This is a genomic window from Faecalibacterium sp. BIOML-A4 (assembly GCF_009679665.1).
GTDB lineage: Bacteria > Bacillota > Clostridia > Oscillospirales > Ruminococcaceae > Faecalibacterium > Faecalibacterium taiwanense.
This window is the reverse complement of sequence record NZ_WKZG01000006.1, coordinates 72436-85047: the sequence shown is the minus strand read 5'-3', so window position 1 is coordinate 85047 and position 12612 is coordinate 72436. Positions and strand designations below refer to the sequence as shown.

Annotated in this window: 15 protein-coding genes and 1 pseudogene; 9 read left to right on the top strand and 7 right to left on the bottom strand. The window is 52.4% G+C overall.

Annotated features, from left to right (window positions below):
* Nucleotides 1–4 precede the first annotated feature (4 nt).
* Nucleotides 5–649 carry a restriction endonuclease subunit S gene (locus GKG34_RS05690; protein ID WP_206671443.1) on the top strand — a complete coding sequence of 215 codons (645 nt, stop codon included), beginning with the start codon at nucleotides 5–7 and terminating at the stop codon, nucleotides 647–649.
* Nucleotides 630–1559, top strand: coding sequence for a site-specific integrase (locus GKG34_RS05685; protein WP_117950208.1), 930 nt, complete (start codon nucleotides 630–632; stop codon nucleotides 1557–1559). The genes GKG34_RS05690 and GKG34_RS05685 overlap by 20 nt, the downstream gene beginning before the upstream one ends.
* A gap of 98 nt (nucleotides 1560–1657) precedes the next feature.
* Here GKG34_RS05685 and GKG34_RS05680 read toward each other — a convergent pair whose 3' ends face one another.
* From GKG34_RS05680 to GKG34_RS05660, 5 genes are all read right to left on the bottom strand, one after another.
* Complete coding sequence (locus GKG34_RS05680; protein ID WP_005939396.1) at nucleotides 1658–2038, bottom strand: hypothetical protein; 381 nt, start codon at nucleotides 2036–2038, stop codon at nucleotides 1658–1660.
* A gap of 4 nt (nucleotides 2039–2042) precedes the next feature.
* The gene (locus GKG34_RS05675) at nucleotides 2043–2855 is read right to left on the bottom strand and encodes a hypothetical protein (protein ID WP_005939393.1); all 813 of its coding nucleotides are present in this window, start codon (nucleotides 2853–2855) and stop codon (nucleotides 2043–2045) included.
* Between the two features lie 258 nt (nucleotides 2856–3113).
* Complete coding sequence (locus GKG34_RS05670; RefSeq protein WP_154255767.1) at nucleotides 3114–4280, bottom strand: ATP-binding protein; 1167 nt, start codon at nucleotides 4278–4280, stop codon at nucleotides 3114–3116.
* A gap of 151 nt (nucleotides 4281–4431) precedes the next feature.
* Nucleotides 4432–4806: a TnpV protein gene (locus GKG34_RS05665; RefSeq protein WP_154255766.1), complete on the bottom strand. Its 375-nt coding sequence runs from the start codon at nucleotides 4804–4806 to the stop codon at nucleotides 4432–4434.
* A 55-nt stretch (nucleotides 4807–4861) separates the two neighbouring features.
* Complete coding sequence (locus tag GKG34_RS05660; RefSeq protein WP_154255765.1) at nucleotides 4862–5743, bottom strand: DUF6017 domain-containing protein; 882 nt, start codon at nucleotides 5741–5743, stop codon at nucleotides 4862–4864.
* A 719-nt stretch (nucleotides 5744–6462) separates the two neighbouring features.
* On the opposite strand from GKG34_RS05660, the gene GKG34_RS05655 reads away from it, so the two are divergent.
* A complete protein-coding gene (locus GKG34_RS05655; RefSeq protein ID WP_097774519.1) occupies nucleotides 6463–7806 on the top strand; it encodes an MATE family efflux transporter in 1344 nt (447 codons plus the stop codon).
* A 91-nt stretch (nucleotides 7807–7897) separates the two neighbouring features.
* On the opposite strand, the gene GKG34_RS05650 is transcribed toward GKG34_RS05655, so the two are convergent.
* Both GKG34_RS05650 and GKG34_RS05645 read right to left on the bottom strand, forming a co-directional pair.
* Complete coding sequence (locus GKG34_RS05650) at nucleotides 7898–8332, bottom strand: DUF188 domain-containing protein (RefSeq protein ID WP_154255764.1); 435 nt, start codon at nucleotides 8330–8332, stop codon at nucleotides 7898–7900.
* The gene (locus GKG34_RS05645; protein WP_154255794.1) at nucleotides 8329–8997 is read right to left on the bottom strand and encodes an alpha/beta hydrolase-fold protein; all 669 of its coding nucleotides are present in this window, start codon (nucleotides 8995–8997) and stop codon (nucleotides 8329–8331) included. Before GKG34_RS05645 ends, GKG34_RS05650 begins: the two co-directional genes overlap by 4 nt.
* A 128-nt stretch (nucleotides 8998–9125) precedes the next feature.
* Here GKG34_RS05645 and GKG34_RS16035 point away from each other — a divergent pair, with 128 nt between their 5' ends.
* The 6 genes and pseudogenes from GKG34_RS16035 (at nucleotide 9126) to GKG34_RS05620 (ending at nucleotide 12599) form a co-directional block, all read left to right on the top strand.
* Complete coding sequence (locus tag GKG34_RS16035) at nucleotides 9126–9695, top strand: aldehyde dehydrogenase family protein (protein WP_347563426.1); 570 nt, start codon at nucleotides 9126–9128, stop codon at nucleotides 9693–9695.
* Nucleotides 9696–9757: 62 nt separating this feature from the next.
* Nucleotides 9758–10021 (top strand): annotated as a pseudogene (locus GKG34_RS15775) (BMC domain-containing protein); the annotation flags it as partial.
* A complete protein-coding gene (locus GKG34_RS15770; protein WP_199663710.1) occupies nucleotides 10013–10348 on the top strand; it encodes a BMC domain-containing protein in 336 nt (111 codons plus the stop codon). The pseudogene GKG34_RS15775 and the gene GKG34_RS15770, both read left to right, overlap by 9 nt.
* 39 nt (nucleotides 10349–10387) lie before the next feature.
* Nucleotides 10388–11044: a phosphate propanoyltransferase gene (locus tag GKG34_RS05630; RefSeq protein WP_005939594.1), complete on the top strand. Its 657-nt coding sequence runs from the start codon at nucleotides 10388–10390 to the stop codon at nucleotides 11042–11044.
* A 3-nt stretch (nucleotides 11045–11047) separates the two neighbouring features.
* Nucleotides 11048–11308 carry a EutN/CcmL family microcompartment protein gene (locus tag GKG34_RS05625; RefSeq protein WP_005939597.1) on the top strand — a complete coding sequence of 87 codons (261 nt, stop codon included), beginning with the start codon at nucleotides 11048–11050 and terminating at the stop codon, nucleotides 11306–11308.
* 61 nt (nucleotides 11309–11369) lie between these two features.
* Nucleotides 11370–12599 (top strand): FAD-dependent oxidoreductase, encoded by a 1230-nt coding sequence (locus GKG34_RS05620; protein ID WP_005939599.1) that lies wholly within the window; start codon nucleotides 11370–11372, stop codon nucleotides 12597–12599.
* The last annotated feature ends 13 nt before the right edge of the window (nucleotides 12600–12612 follow it).

Genomic DNA, 12612 nt, shown 5'->3' with positions numbered 1-12612 from the left:
ATGGGTGCAAAATCACCCTGCTGACCAAGAGCCGAGGCGCGTCCTCGGCTCTTTTTTCGCGCCAAAATCCCAAAACACACCTACTTGGGAACAGCGTAAGCTGGAAGAATATCTCGAAGTTTCAGGTCAAAAGAACTTTGAAGGAATATATACCAAAGAAGATGTCTTGTCCGTTTCGGGCGATTTTGGAATTGTGAATCAGATTGAATTTCAGGGACGTTCATTTGCAGGAGCATCCGTTGCCAATTATGGTGTGGTTGAAACCGGCGATATTGTTTACACTAAATCACCCCTGAAATCTAATCCTTATGGCATCATTAAAGCTAATAAAGGAAAAAATGGCATCGTGTCAACGTTATATGCCGTTTACAAGCCAAAACAAAGTGCCAATCCAGAATTTGTCCAGAATTATTTTGAGCAGGATGCCAGAATGAATAATTATATGCACCCACTCGTCAACAAAGGTGCAAAAAACGACATGAAGGTATCCGCAGAAAATGCGCTCAAGGGACAAATCGTTTTTCCTGACATCAAGGAGCAAAGAACAATCTCTGAGTTTTTCCGCAATCTTGACACCCTTATCACCCTTCATCAGCGTGAGCATATAAAACCGATTTTGGAGGTAAAACGTGTTAAACGAAATGAATGAAAACAACCTGTTCTGCGATTATTATGAGCAGTGGGTTGCTGTATACAAAGAGGGTGCAGTTCGCCCGGTTACATTGGATAAGTACAAAATGACCCTTTCTTGGGTAAAAAAACTCGCTCCTACTTTGAAACTCTGTGAGGTTTCCAGAGTGACCTATCAGCAGCTTTTGAACGATTATGCCGTAGGCCACGAGCGGCAGACCACGATGGACTTCCACCATCAGCTGAAAGGGGCTATCATGGATGCCGTGGATGATGGACTGATTGTGAAAGACCCGACCCGAAAAGCGATCATCAAAGGCAAGCCCCCGGTGCCTAAAAAGGTGAAATACCTGAACCAGTTTGAACTGCATCTTTTGTTGAGCGACTTGGATCTACAGGGAAAACTCAACTGGGACTGGATGATTTTGCTGATTGCCAAAACCGGCATCCGCTTTTCCGAAGCTTTGGCGATCACTCCTGCGGATTTTGACTTTTCGCACCAGATGCTTTCCATCAATAAAACATGGGATTATAAGGGGAACGGCGGATTTCTGCCGACAAAAAATAAATCGTCTGTCCGCAAAATTCAGATCGACTGGCAGACGGTGATCCAGTTCGCAGCACTGGTAAAGGACGTTCCTGAAGATAAGCCGATTTTCGTGTTCAAGGAACACGCCTACAATTCCACCGTCAACGATGTTCTGGAACGGCACTGCAACCGGGCCAAGATCCCGGTTATCTCGGTACATGGTCTGCGGCATACCCACGCTTCGGTGCTTCTGTTTGCAGGTGTATCTATTGCAAGCGTAGCAAGGAGGCTGGGGCATTCCAGCATGACAACCACGCAGAAAACCTACCTACATATCATTCAGGAACTGGAAAATCAGGACATCGACCTTGTAATGCGGTCACTCTCTGGATTAAGCTGATAAAATAATCAACCATCGCTCGCGCTGGTGAAGGATGATAAGAGAAAAGCCAAACCTCAAGCTGTACAGGATGTACGGTGAGGTTTGGCTTTTTGGTATCAGCTGCTCTTTTGATTTTCGTTCATAATTCTTCTGGCTCGTCCGCGCGTGGTGTCCTCAAAGGTTTCATCCTCGCTGAATCGTAGCCAATAGGGGTCTTCCATCAGGCAGGCGTTGGTGCGTTTGACGATTTCCCATGCATTGTAGTTCGGCAGACCCATCATTTTCAGAATTTCCTTGCAGTCCATCCGATTTTTCGGAAAGATTCGTTTCTTAGCCCAAACCACCACATCAACCAATGGAACTTCACGTTTGTCACCGATGAAAAGGTTCAGTGGGAGGCTGTACTGCGGCACGCCCTCATTTGCGCAAAGAGACTGCCCATCTTCGCTTAGGTGTGCAATTTCTTTTTCATCCATCATCAATTTCAGATAGGCCATTTTATCACCCCATGGCGGCTTTCAGGTAGTGCAGACGGTATTTCAGGTATTGACGGATCGCAGATGCTCTTTTTTCGCTCAACAATGCAAGAATAGGCGAGATGGACTGAATGATTTCACTATACAACTCGTCCAAGTCACGCGTTGGCAGCACAGGCTCATCGATCATCTTGATTTGCTGGGCATGGTGACTGCGGAACGGTTTGGCTTTGTCGAACTGATAACGGAGCTTCGTGTCAGTCAATTCTTCATCCGTTGCCCACGCAAGCAGACTACCGCCATTGTCGTAAATAGGCGGAGCATAATTTTTTCCATCCCGGACGATCACATCAAAATTGTTTTCGTGGCGGTCTTCGTTGCCGATAAAGGCGTCAAATGCCAGCATTTGATAAAGCCACTTCTTACCATATAGTTCTATCGCATACTGGAACAATGCTTCCGGTGAAGCGGCTCGACCGCTGGCAAGGAAATGGGCATCAGCCAAGTCTGCAAAATGATACAGCTGTTCATCGTCCGTTGTGAACTTGGGGCAGACGCTGACCACATCGCAGGAATAGGTCTGAATGTCGGGAAAGAGTTTGGCAGGCATCAACGTATATTCTACATGGGGCAAATTCAGCACCTGTGCAATCAGCGATGCCATCACCTCAGAATACGGCTCATACCCAGCGGTTCCGGCCTCTGTGATGGAGTTGCCCTTGACCATAACAAGCTGATCATCTACATGATACCAGCCCTTTGAGAGCATTCCACGGCTCGTCCGTGTTTCACGCTTTTCAACCAACTGGATTTTTGCAGGGACTTCAATTGGGCTCATGGTATCACGCTCCTTTGCCCCATTATACCATGTTTGGATGGATAGACAAGGTAAACTATGGTCAATAGCAAAAATCAAAAAATCAAATTGTTTTTTGAAATTTGAAGTAGAAAAGTCAAATCAAATATGAAATTTCGATAGAAACATTAAATTTTTCGCTCAATAAGTGAAATGAACGCTCAAAAAAATGAAATCCAAACCACAAAAGTGAAATTTGATGGTTGAATACTGAAAAAGTGTTAAAAAGATTTTAATATTCTAAATTCGACTTGAACTGTTTTTTGCATATCGTCCTTGCAGATAGCCCTTGGAGATGTTCTCACCTTTCCGGGGAGAAAACTCGGTCAGGGCGTAAATATCGGTCTGCATGGTCTTTTCGTCCTTTTCGGCAAACCAGATCTGATCACGCCGCAGCAACGTCAGGTCGAGAAGTCCGGTATCGTGCGTGGTGAAGATGAGTTGTGCATGATTTGTATTGATAGCGGCATCCTGCACCATCTCGATCAGATGCCTTGTCAGCAGCGGGTGCATACTGGATTCTATCTCGTCTACTACCAAAACAGAGCCGGATTCCAAAGCCGCAAGCCACATACCGATGCGAGAGAAGAAACGCTGTGTCCCAACGGATTCTTGCCCCAACGGGAGCCAGAAACCCTTAGAAGTGCTATCTTCGGCATCGAGAGTGTGCAGTGCGGAAATGATAGGCTCTTCCTTGGAGCCTGTAATGCGGATGTCCTTGATACCGAGGTCTGCATACAGCATTTCATGCAGGATACGTCTCTTTTCAGAGCCGCCCTGCCGGATGGCAGACAAGGTGGCATCCAGCTGCATTTCGGTTCCCATAAAGCCTGTCAGCTTTTCAAAGAACCACAGATACGCTTTTTCGGTCTGGGGGCAGTTCCACTCGTTCGAGCTGGACAGATAAAGGCGGTTTTCAGCAGTTCGTCCAGCAAGCGTGAACTGCTCTTGAATATTCTCGCGGAACTGATAGCCATTGTTTTCTCTTGAAAAAATCAAGGCTTCCCGGCCATTCGGCCAGTGATAGAGATATTCGGTCAGGACTTTGGATTTGTCAAACGAGAACCCATAGGCATACTTGATGCCGCCATAAAAATAGATGGCTTCAAAGCTGGTCGGCTGTGTAGGCTGATCGGTGAAAGCAAACGGCTCTTGCGGAAGGGACTCACCTTTCAGCAGCTTGGCATATCGGCCACAGACCATTTCCCGCATGAGCAGGAGAGCATGGAGAACATTGCTCTTCCCGGCTGCATTTGCGCCGTACAGTGCCAGCACAGGCACAAGCTGTTTCTTCTCGTCCGGCGAAATCAGGCAATCAGACAGACTTTTATCCGTAGATGCTTTCAAGCTGATAATAGCCGTGTCCTTGATGGAGCGGTGGTTGGTGACTGAAAATTGAAGCAGCATCGCGATTCCTCCCAGATGATTTTCTGAATCCAGTGTACTCTATTCTGGGCGAAAAGTCAAATTTTGATTTTGAAATTTGCAAATATTCCGCAAAAATCAAGAATAAAATCTAAAATATCGGCTTTTGATACCATTCGGATGCTATCAGGGATCATTCTGCATACACGACTTCCCTCACCACTACCTCTTCAGCCTGCGCTTTCAGCCCGTTCATGTGCGCCACCCAGAGAAGCTGTGCGCGCTCTTTGTCCGGCGCGGGGTACTTGTCTAACAGAGTGGTCATCGTGCGTTCCAGCCACGCGTAGGCCGTTTTCTGGACATCCTGCAAATGCGGCCAGAGCGTACCGTTCAGCAGCATCTGGTTGTACAGCACAGGACGCTGAGTTTTGAGATACGCCAGCCGCATCCGGCCATACTTGCCCAGCAGTTCGGTATCATCGGTCTGCGGCAGGGTGAGCAGGGGCAGCTGATACTCCCCGACCTGTGCGTAATGGATCTCGGTGCGGACGGCGTTCGTGTTCTTCATGGAAATTCTCCTTTGTATTTTCAACGTGTTTTGCGGTCTTTGTGGAAAACGGTGTTCACTCCTTCCGGCTCTGCGCGGTCAGCCAGTTACCCTGCGCCTGATAGTAGTGCTCCATCGTGGTGGGGGCGTTCAGGATGGTGGTGCGCAGATAGGCCATGATGTTCTTGATGGGCTGGGTGGTGTTGGACATCACATCGAAGATGTACTCAACGTGCTGGCTGGTCAGCTTGTCCAGCCGCAGCCGAATGGCTTTAGTGGTCTGCGGCTGCTTGCCGACGTACTGAGTCTGCCGAGGACAGCAGTACATCTCCACAATGTTGTCCAGCAGTTCCTCCAGCTTGTCGGGGTCGTACCGCTGGGCAAGGGTGTCGATCTCCAAACGTTCCCGAAACTCCTCCCGTACCTGTGCTTCCATCTGGTCAAAATCTGCGGATTCGCCTGCCTGCCCTGATAGATTAGTACTTTGTCTTTTAGTATTTTGTTTATTAGTATTTTGTTGCGTTGCCTTTTCCAAATTGGGCTCAGCCAAATTTGGAAAATCCAAAAATGGTGAAGAACAAGGTTTCATGCGGCTTTTCGGGCTTTTGGTTGCGGACGGGTTCGATGGCCCGCCTTCCTTGCCGGGAACGGCAGGATCGTCCTCAACAGGCGATTCATAAACCTGATAATCGTAGTCGATGATCTGCCCTTTGGCATTGCGAACTTTCTGACGGCGGACGTAGCCGTGTTCTTCCAGTTCCAGAACAGCGGTGCGTACACTGTCCAGACCATCCTTGCAACCAACGGTCAGCCCTTTCAGGCTGTAATCCCAATCGTCCGGCAGGGAGAGCATATAGGACAGCAGTCCCTTGGCTTTCAGGGACAGCCTCTTATCCTGCAGGTGGTGGTTGCTCATGACGGTGTAGTTGACATTTTTATTGACGCGGAATGTTGACATGGCGGCTTCCCTTTCAGCCCAATGCGGGCAAGAGAAAACGCAGCATTTCCCGGCTTTCGGGAAACGCTGCGTTCAGACAGGGAAGCCTGCTGTGAGCTGGCACAGCAACGGCAGCACTGCATATTTCTAACGGACATCTAACACAACTACACCTGAAATGCAGCCGCTGACGGCCTGTGTGAAAAAGGCTTTTTCTAACGTCATTTCGCAAAAAGCGGCTGATTTTTGCCTGCAAATTGCGGTGTGACGTGCCTTTTTTGAGGTTACAAAAATGCCCTCAGCTGCCAATGACGGCCGCGCGGGACCAGCTTCATCCAACAATTTTAAAGACTCGAAATCGTTTTGTCCTTAATCGGGCACGTGGGTTCGAATCCCACCATCTCCGCCAACAAAAGGCATCAGCTCAGGCTGGTGCCTTTTTTGCGGCTAGATGGTGCGGATGAGAACAGGGCGGCGGCCCGCAGGCCGCAAGCAACCAGCCCTGTGGGCTGTTGCTTAGCCCGCGGGAGAATATCCACCATCTCCGCCAGAAGTCGCAGATTGCATTTTGAGACAGGGGGGAATATACTTATATTGGATAGATTCCAATACTATAGCAATTTAACTTTTTAATGCAAAAGCGGTGAATTGCATATCGCAAAGATGCCGTTTGAATGTTGCACGAATTTCTTAACTTGCGATAAAATTTGCGATAAACGATTTTTGGAAGGAATATAATCATGTCGAAAGATGAATATTTGATCACAGATCCACCCCTTAAAGCGCTGACTGTTTTTGCGATGCCGATGATCCTTGGCAGCTTTTTTCAACAAGTATACAATATGGCCGATTCCATAATAGTTGGTCAATTTGTTGGCTCCTCGGCACTTGCGGCTGTTGGTGCTTGTGCTGCACTGACCAATGTTTTTATTTGTGTGGCGCTTGGTGCTGGTGTGGGCGCAGGTGTGCTTGTAAGCCGCTATTTTGGTGCAAAAAATTATGGTAAAATGAAAACCATTGTGTCAACGTCCCTGATCAGCTTTTTGATCTTAAGCGTTGTCCTTGGTGTCTTTGGCTTTTGCTTTTCCCATTTCATGATGAGCGGATTACAGACCCCTGCCGATATATTGGAAGAAGCAGTATTGTATCTGCGTGTCTACTTTGTGGGTTTCCCGTTTCTATTCATGTACAACATTCTTTCCACCATGTTCACTTCCATCGGTGAATCCAAAATTCCGTTGGGACTGCTGATATTCTCATCTATCCTGAATATTTTTATGGATCTCTGGATGGTGGCTGGTCTTGGTCTGGGGGTGTTTGGTGCAGCCCTTGCGACCTTGATCGCACAAGGAATTTCTGCCGTGTTTTCGTTTTTGATCTTTCTGTCTCGGATGCGGCAATACAAGAGCTCCTTTAGCAGGTTCGACCGGCAGGAGCTGTATTCCATGCTTCGCATTGCGGTACCATCGGTTTTGCAGCAGTCCACAGTGTCTATCGGTATGATGATCGTGCAGGCAGTGGTAAATCCCTTCGGCACACAGGCACTTGCCGGGTATGCGGCAACGATGCGGGTAGAAAATGTTTTTTCGCTGATCTTCGTATCCATCGGCAATGCAGTTTCGCCGTTTGTATCCCAGAATTTTGGCGCAAAGAAAATTGAGCGTATCAAAAAAGGGTATCATGCTGCACTGGTGTTGGATCTATGCTTTGCAGTTCTTGCTTTCGTGGTCATTGAAACACTGCACACACAGATTTCCTCGTTGTTCTTGGGAAAAGACGGAACCGCGTTGGCCTATCAGGTGTCCGGTGATTATATGAGATGGCTTGGTTACTTTTTCATCTTCATGGGCATCAAGATGGCAACGGATGGCGTTCTTCGCGGACTTGGAATCATGCGGCCGTTTCTTATTGCAAATATGGTAAACCTTGCAATCCGCTTGTCTGTTGCTTTGATTTGTGCACCGCGTTTTGGCATTGCTTTTGTTTGGCTTGCAGTCCCGGCAGGTTGGCTTGCAAACTTCCTTATTTCCTATGCGGCGCTCAGAAGATCGTGGCCAGAGGATAAAGCGGCGGTATCTCAATGATTTCATGCAGTGGAGAGGTGCTTTGTTCTGACGGGCTTCACTTACAGAGAATGTGACGCGAAAAAAATTCGCCGGTGTTCCGTTCAGAAAATCAGATGCTCGCTAAAATATCTGTCAGTGTGGCGACAAATGCTTCATCCTGCTCCTTCGTCCGCTTTGGGCTCCCCTTGGGGTGCTTTCCGGCACGGAGGAGTTTTTTGTTTTCATAACGCCGCAGCATGAGAGCATCTATGTTATCGGCGGTGTATTCCAAACCGTTCTGATTCAGCACCCGTGCGCGCTTGGCAAGGCACATACTCGCCAGCCCGTAGTCCTGTGTTACGACCACATCCCCCGGCTTTACCCGGTTAACGAGGGCAAAGTCTACGCTGTCTGCCCCTTTATCGAACACCAGCGTCTGCGCACTTTCCCGCTCGATTTGGTGAGAGGTGTCGCACAGGATGATGACCGGAACGCTGAATTGCTTTGCAATCTGCAAAGTCAGATCGACCACCGGGCAGCCGTCTGCATCGATCAAAATATTCATCGGCTTTCCTCCATCGCCCACCGAAAGGCTTTCGCGGTACGCAAATCGGCGTCTTTGAAATGCCCGCCGCTGTTCCATTCAAGGGTGCAGTCTGCGCCACGCTCTGCAAGCCGACTGTGCAGGGTGCGGATGTTATCACCTACCGCAGCCATGACAGCGTTTTTCGTATGCTCTTCCTTGTTGCCAAGGCTCAGATAAATGTGCTGTGCCTGTATCGGGTGCTGCTGTTCAAACTTCATCCAGCCCGGAAACCACACCGAGGGAGATGCGGCGGCGATACCATAGAACAGATCAGTCTGGGTGGATGCCCACAATGCAAACAACCCGGCCAGCGAGTAGCCGCCCAGAATGATTTTGACATTTTCCGGGAGAGGATACTGCTGCTTCAGTGTGGGAATGACCTGTTCTGTCAGAAAGCACAGGGCGTCCGCGGCCTTACCGCCGAAGCCTTGTTTTCCCCACACGGCAGGGGCTTCCCACGGGGAAAGTGCATCGTTCCAGCTTTCCACCGGGATGGCCGCAAACAGAAAGTGGTGCGCACTCTGTGCAATAGCGGCAATCTCGCTTTCCATGCTTTGCAGCTCATGTTCGCCTGTCATTTGGAGCAGTAGGTATTCTGCATGGGCTTCACCGTAAATGCGGCAAGGTCTGTTCCCGATTTGCATTGTCTGTGCGGTCACTGCGGCATCCTCCCGAAAAAAACTTTGATAAGCCCAGTATAGCAACTGAAAAATCATTTTGCAATTCAAAAGGCGTTCGCATCCTCTGCTTTGCAGAGAAGGAAGTGTTCGCCGTGAACACCGCCTACGACGGCCTGCTGCACGAGCTGCAGAAGCAGGGTGCCTACCTGCTGAACAAGGCCCAGACCGAACAGCTGGTGAACATCGTGCTGCAGCCCAAGAAGGGCGGCGGCCACGAGGTGAACAAAAAGTGGGTGGGCAAGGATGCCGCCCGCATTCTGGAGACCATCGGCGTGCATGTGCCGGATACTTGCCGCCTTGCCATCTGCGAGGTGCCTGCCGACCATCCGTTCGTTCTGGTGGAGCAGATGATGCCGGTGCTGCCCATCGTGCGCTGCCAGAGTTTTGAACAGGCGGTGGAAGATGCCGTGGTGGCCGAGCACGGCAACCGCCACACCGCTTCCATCTTCTCCAAGGATGTGGACCACATGACCCGCTTTGCCCGGGTCATTGAGACCACCATCTACGTAAAGAACAGCGCCACCAAGGCCGGTGTTGGCATTGGCGGCGAGGGCCACTGCACCATGACCATTGCCGGCCCCACCGGCGAGGGCATCACCTGCGCAAAGAGTTTCTGCCGCCGCCGCTGCATGCTGGCCGAGGGCGGGCTGCGCATCATCTGAGTTTTTGAAGGACGAAACCATCACATACAATTTTTTCAGTGTTCTGACAGGAGGAACAACTTATGAAAGCTCTGGGTTTTATCGAGACGAAGGGTCTGGTTGGCAACATCGACGCTACCGATGCAATGCTGAAGGCTGCTGACGTTGAGTTCATTGGTTCCGACACCATCGGTGCCGGTCTGACCACCGTGATCGTTACCGGCGAGGTGGGCGCTGTCAAGGCTGCTACCGAGGCTGGCGAAGAGGCTGCTTCCCGCGTGGGTGAGCTGTTCTGCGTCAACGTCATTGCACGTCCCCACGCAGATCTGGCCCGCATCATGCCTGCCAAGGGCCCCGCGACCGGCAAGTCCGGCCTGCCCGCAGGCGAGCAGGTGCCGCTGGATGCCGCTCTGGGCATGATCGAGACCAACGGCCTGACCGCTTCCATCGAGGCAGCCGATGCCATGCTGAAGAGCGCAGATGTCTCTCTGGTGGGCCAGGAGAAGATCGGCGCAGGCCTTGTTACCGTGTTCGTGCAGGGCGACGTTGGCGCTGTGAAGGCTGCTGTTGAGGCAGGCCAGACCGCTGCTTCCCGCATTGGCGAAGTGGTCAGCGCACTGGTCATTCCCCGCCCGCACGCAAGCGTGTCCGAGTGCATGCCTGAGCTGCGCTGAGCCCTGCGCTGACGCTGCATAAGAAAGGAGCGCTGTGCCTTGGTTTACCATGACATCAGTCAGGAACAGCTGCTGCTCCTGATCACGCAGGCCGTGCAGGCAGAGCTGCAAAAGCGCAGCCGTCAGGTGCCGGTAGGCATCTCGGTGCGGCACATCCACCTTACCCGCGATGATGTGGACAAGCTGTTCGGCTATGGTTACCAGCTCACCCCCAAAAAGGCGCTGAGCCAGCCCGGCCAGTTTGCCTGCGAGGAATGTCTGGACATCATCGGCCCCAAGGGCGAACTGAAGCATGTCCGCATCCTTGGCCCGGAGCGCAGTGCCACTCAGATCGAGCTGGCGCAGACCGACTGCCGCAACATCGGCATCAAAGCGCCGGTGCGTTCCAGCGGGGATACAAAGGGTACGCCGGGCGTGACCCTGCGCGGCCCCAATGGCACCCTGACTGTGCCGGAGGGCGTGATGATCGCCGACCGCCACATCCACATGACTCCCGCACAGGCAGCTGCCTTCGGCCTTGCCGACGGCGACCGCGTGCAGGTAAAGATCGACGGCCCCAAGCCGGGCGTGATGGGCGGGGTGCTGATCCGCGCAAACGACAAATGTGCACTGGATTTTCACATCGACACGGACGATGGCAATGCCTTCCTGCTCAAGCAGGGGCAGCTGGTCACCGTGCTGGGCAAAGAGGAGTAAGCTATGATTTTAGGGATCGTCAAGGGGACCGTTGTCGCCACCCGCAAAATGCCGGAGCTTGTAGGCTATAAGTTCCTGCTGGTGGAGCCGGTGTTCGGCTCCAAAAAGGATACCATCGTGGCGGGCGACAACATCGGCGCGGGTGTAGGCGAGATGGTTCTGGTCACCACCGACGAGACCACCCAGCATGGTCTGGACCATCCGTCGCCCATTGATGCTTTCATCGTGGGCATCGTGGACAATCCTCCCACCCTGAGTAAGTAACACCCTGCAAGTTTTGCCGCAGAGAGGGGCTTCCTCCCGGCGGGATCGTGAGGCTTAAACAATGAAAATTATTATCATCGGCAGCATTGCCGCCGGGGTTTCGGCCGCCGCCAGACTTGCCGCCGCCCAGCGCGGAGCGCAGATCACCGTCTACGAAAAAGGCGGCTTCTACTCCTGCGGCACCGGCGGCCTGCCCCATTACCTGTGCGAGGATCTGGACAGCCTGAACAAGGCCATTCAGGCCAAGGAAACTGAGCTGAACGCGCAGGGCATCACCGCACATCTGCGCCATGAGGTGCGCGGCATCGACGCAGCCGCCCGCAAGGTGACGGTATGTGATCTTGCCACCGGACGCGTGTTTGAAGACCACTACGACAAGCTGGTGCTGGCCACCGGTTCTTCCAACCGTGTGCCGCAGGTGCCCGGCAGTGACCGCGTGGGCGTGCAGACCCTCAAGACCGTGGAAGATCTGATCTTCCTCAAGGAGTTCGTCCGCACCCCCTATGTGCGGGACATCGTGATCCTGGGCGGCAGCTGGGCCGGTTTGGAGATCGCAAAGTCCTTCCTCAAGCTGGGCCGCAATGTGCGTATCATTGAAAAAGAGCAGCAGCTTTTGCCCCAGTTTGACCCTGAGGTGAGCAAGCTGATCCAGAAGGAGCTGGAAGCGCAGGGCGTGCAGTTCAATCTGGGTGAGCAGGTGCGCTCCTTCCCAGGCCGTACCTTCGTGGAGCAGGTGCAGACCAACCGCGGCACCTACCCCTGTGACCTTTGCGTGGTAGCCATCGGCGTTACCCCCAACACCGGCCTGCTGGCCGGTACCGGGGCGCAGCTGGCACCCAATGGCGCTGTGCTCATTGGTGCCGACCTTGCCACCAGTGTGCCCAATATCTATGCCGTGGGCGACTGCGCAGCCTGCCGCGACGGCTCTCTGCGCACCAGCAGCCTGAAGGTGGCGGATCTGGAGATCGCCCGCACCGGCCTGACCGAGACCGAGGCCCGCAAGGCCGGTCTGCGGGTCAAGAGTGCAATGGCCACCGGCACCGACCGTCCGGGCATCTGCCCGAACCCCCACCGCATCACCATCAAGCTGGTGTATGAGGCCAATACCCGTCAGGTGCTGGGTGCGCAGGCATGGGGAGAAAAGAATGTTTCGGCCCGCATCAACGCCATTGCCGTTGCCATCCGCGCTGGCATGACCGTGGAAGCACTGGGTCAGGTGGATTTCGTCTATTCCTCCTCGTCCTGTTCCATTTGGGACCCGGTGCAGATCGTCTGCGGTCAGGCACAGTAAGCGGAGGGTGAAC

Bases quoted from the DNA above. Each gene is read 5' to 3' on its own strand.
- GKG34_RS05680 (WP_005939396.1), bottom strand. From the start codon at position 2,038: ATGGCCTATCTGAAATTGATGATGGATGAAAAAGAAATTGCACACCTA.
- GKG34_RS05665 (WP_154255766.1), bottom strand. From the start codon at position 4,806: ATGAAGAACACGAACGCCGTCCGCACCGAGATCCATTACGCACAGGTC.
- GKG34_RS05655 (WP_097774519.1), top strand. From the start codon at position 6,463: ATGTCGAAAGATGAATATTTGATCACAGATCCACCCCTTAAAGCGCTG.
- GKG34_RS05650 (WP_154255764.1), bottom strand. From the start codon at position 8,332: ATGAATATTTTGATCGATGCAGACGGCTGCCCGGTGGTCGATCTGACT.
- GKG34_RS05675 (WP_005939393.1), bottom strand. From the start codon at position 2,855: ATGAGCCCAATTGAAGTCCCTGCAAAAATCCAGTTGGTTGAAAAGCGT.
- GKG34_RS05645 (WP_154255794.1), bottom strand. From the start codon at position 8,997: ATGCAAATCGGGAACAGACCTTGCCGCATTTACGGTGAAGCCCATGCA.
- GKG34_RS15770 (WP_199663710.1), top strand. From the start codon at position 10,013: ATGCCTGCCAAGGGCCCCGCGACCGGCAAGTCCGGCCTGCCCGCAGGC.
- GKG34_RS05620 (WP_005939599.1), top strand. From the start codon at position 11,370: ATGAAAATTATTATCATCGGCAGCATTGCCGCCGGGGTTTCGGCCGCC.
- GKG34_RS05625 (WP_005939597.1), top strand. From the start codon at position 11,048: ATGATTTTAGGGATCGTCAAGGGGACCGTTGTCGCCACCCGCAAAATG.
- GKG34_RS05670 (WP_154255767.1), bottom strand. From the start codon at position 4,280: ATGCTGCTTCAATTTTCAGTCACCAACCACCGCTCCATCAAGGACACG.
- GKG34_RS05660 (WP_154255765.1), bottom strand. From the start codon at position 5,743: ATGTCAACATTCCGCGTCAATAAAAATGTCAACTACACCGTCATGAGC.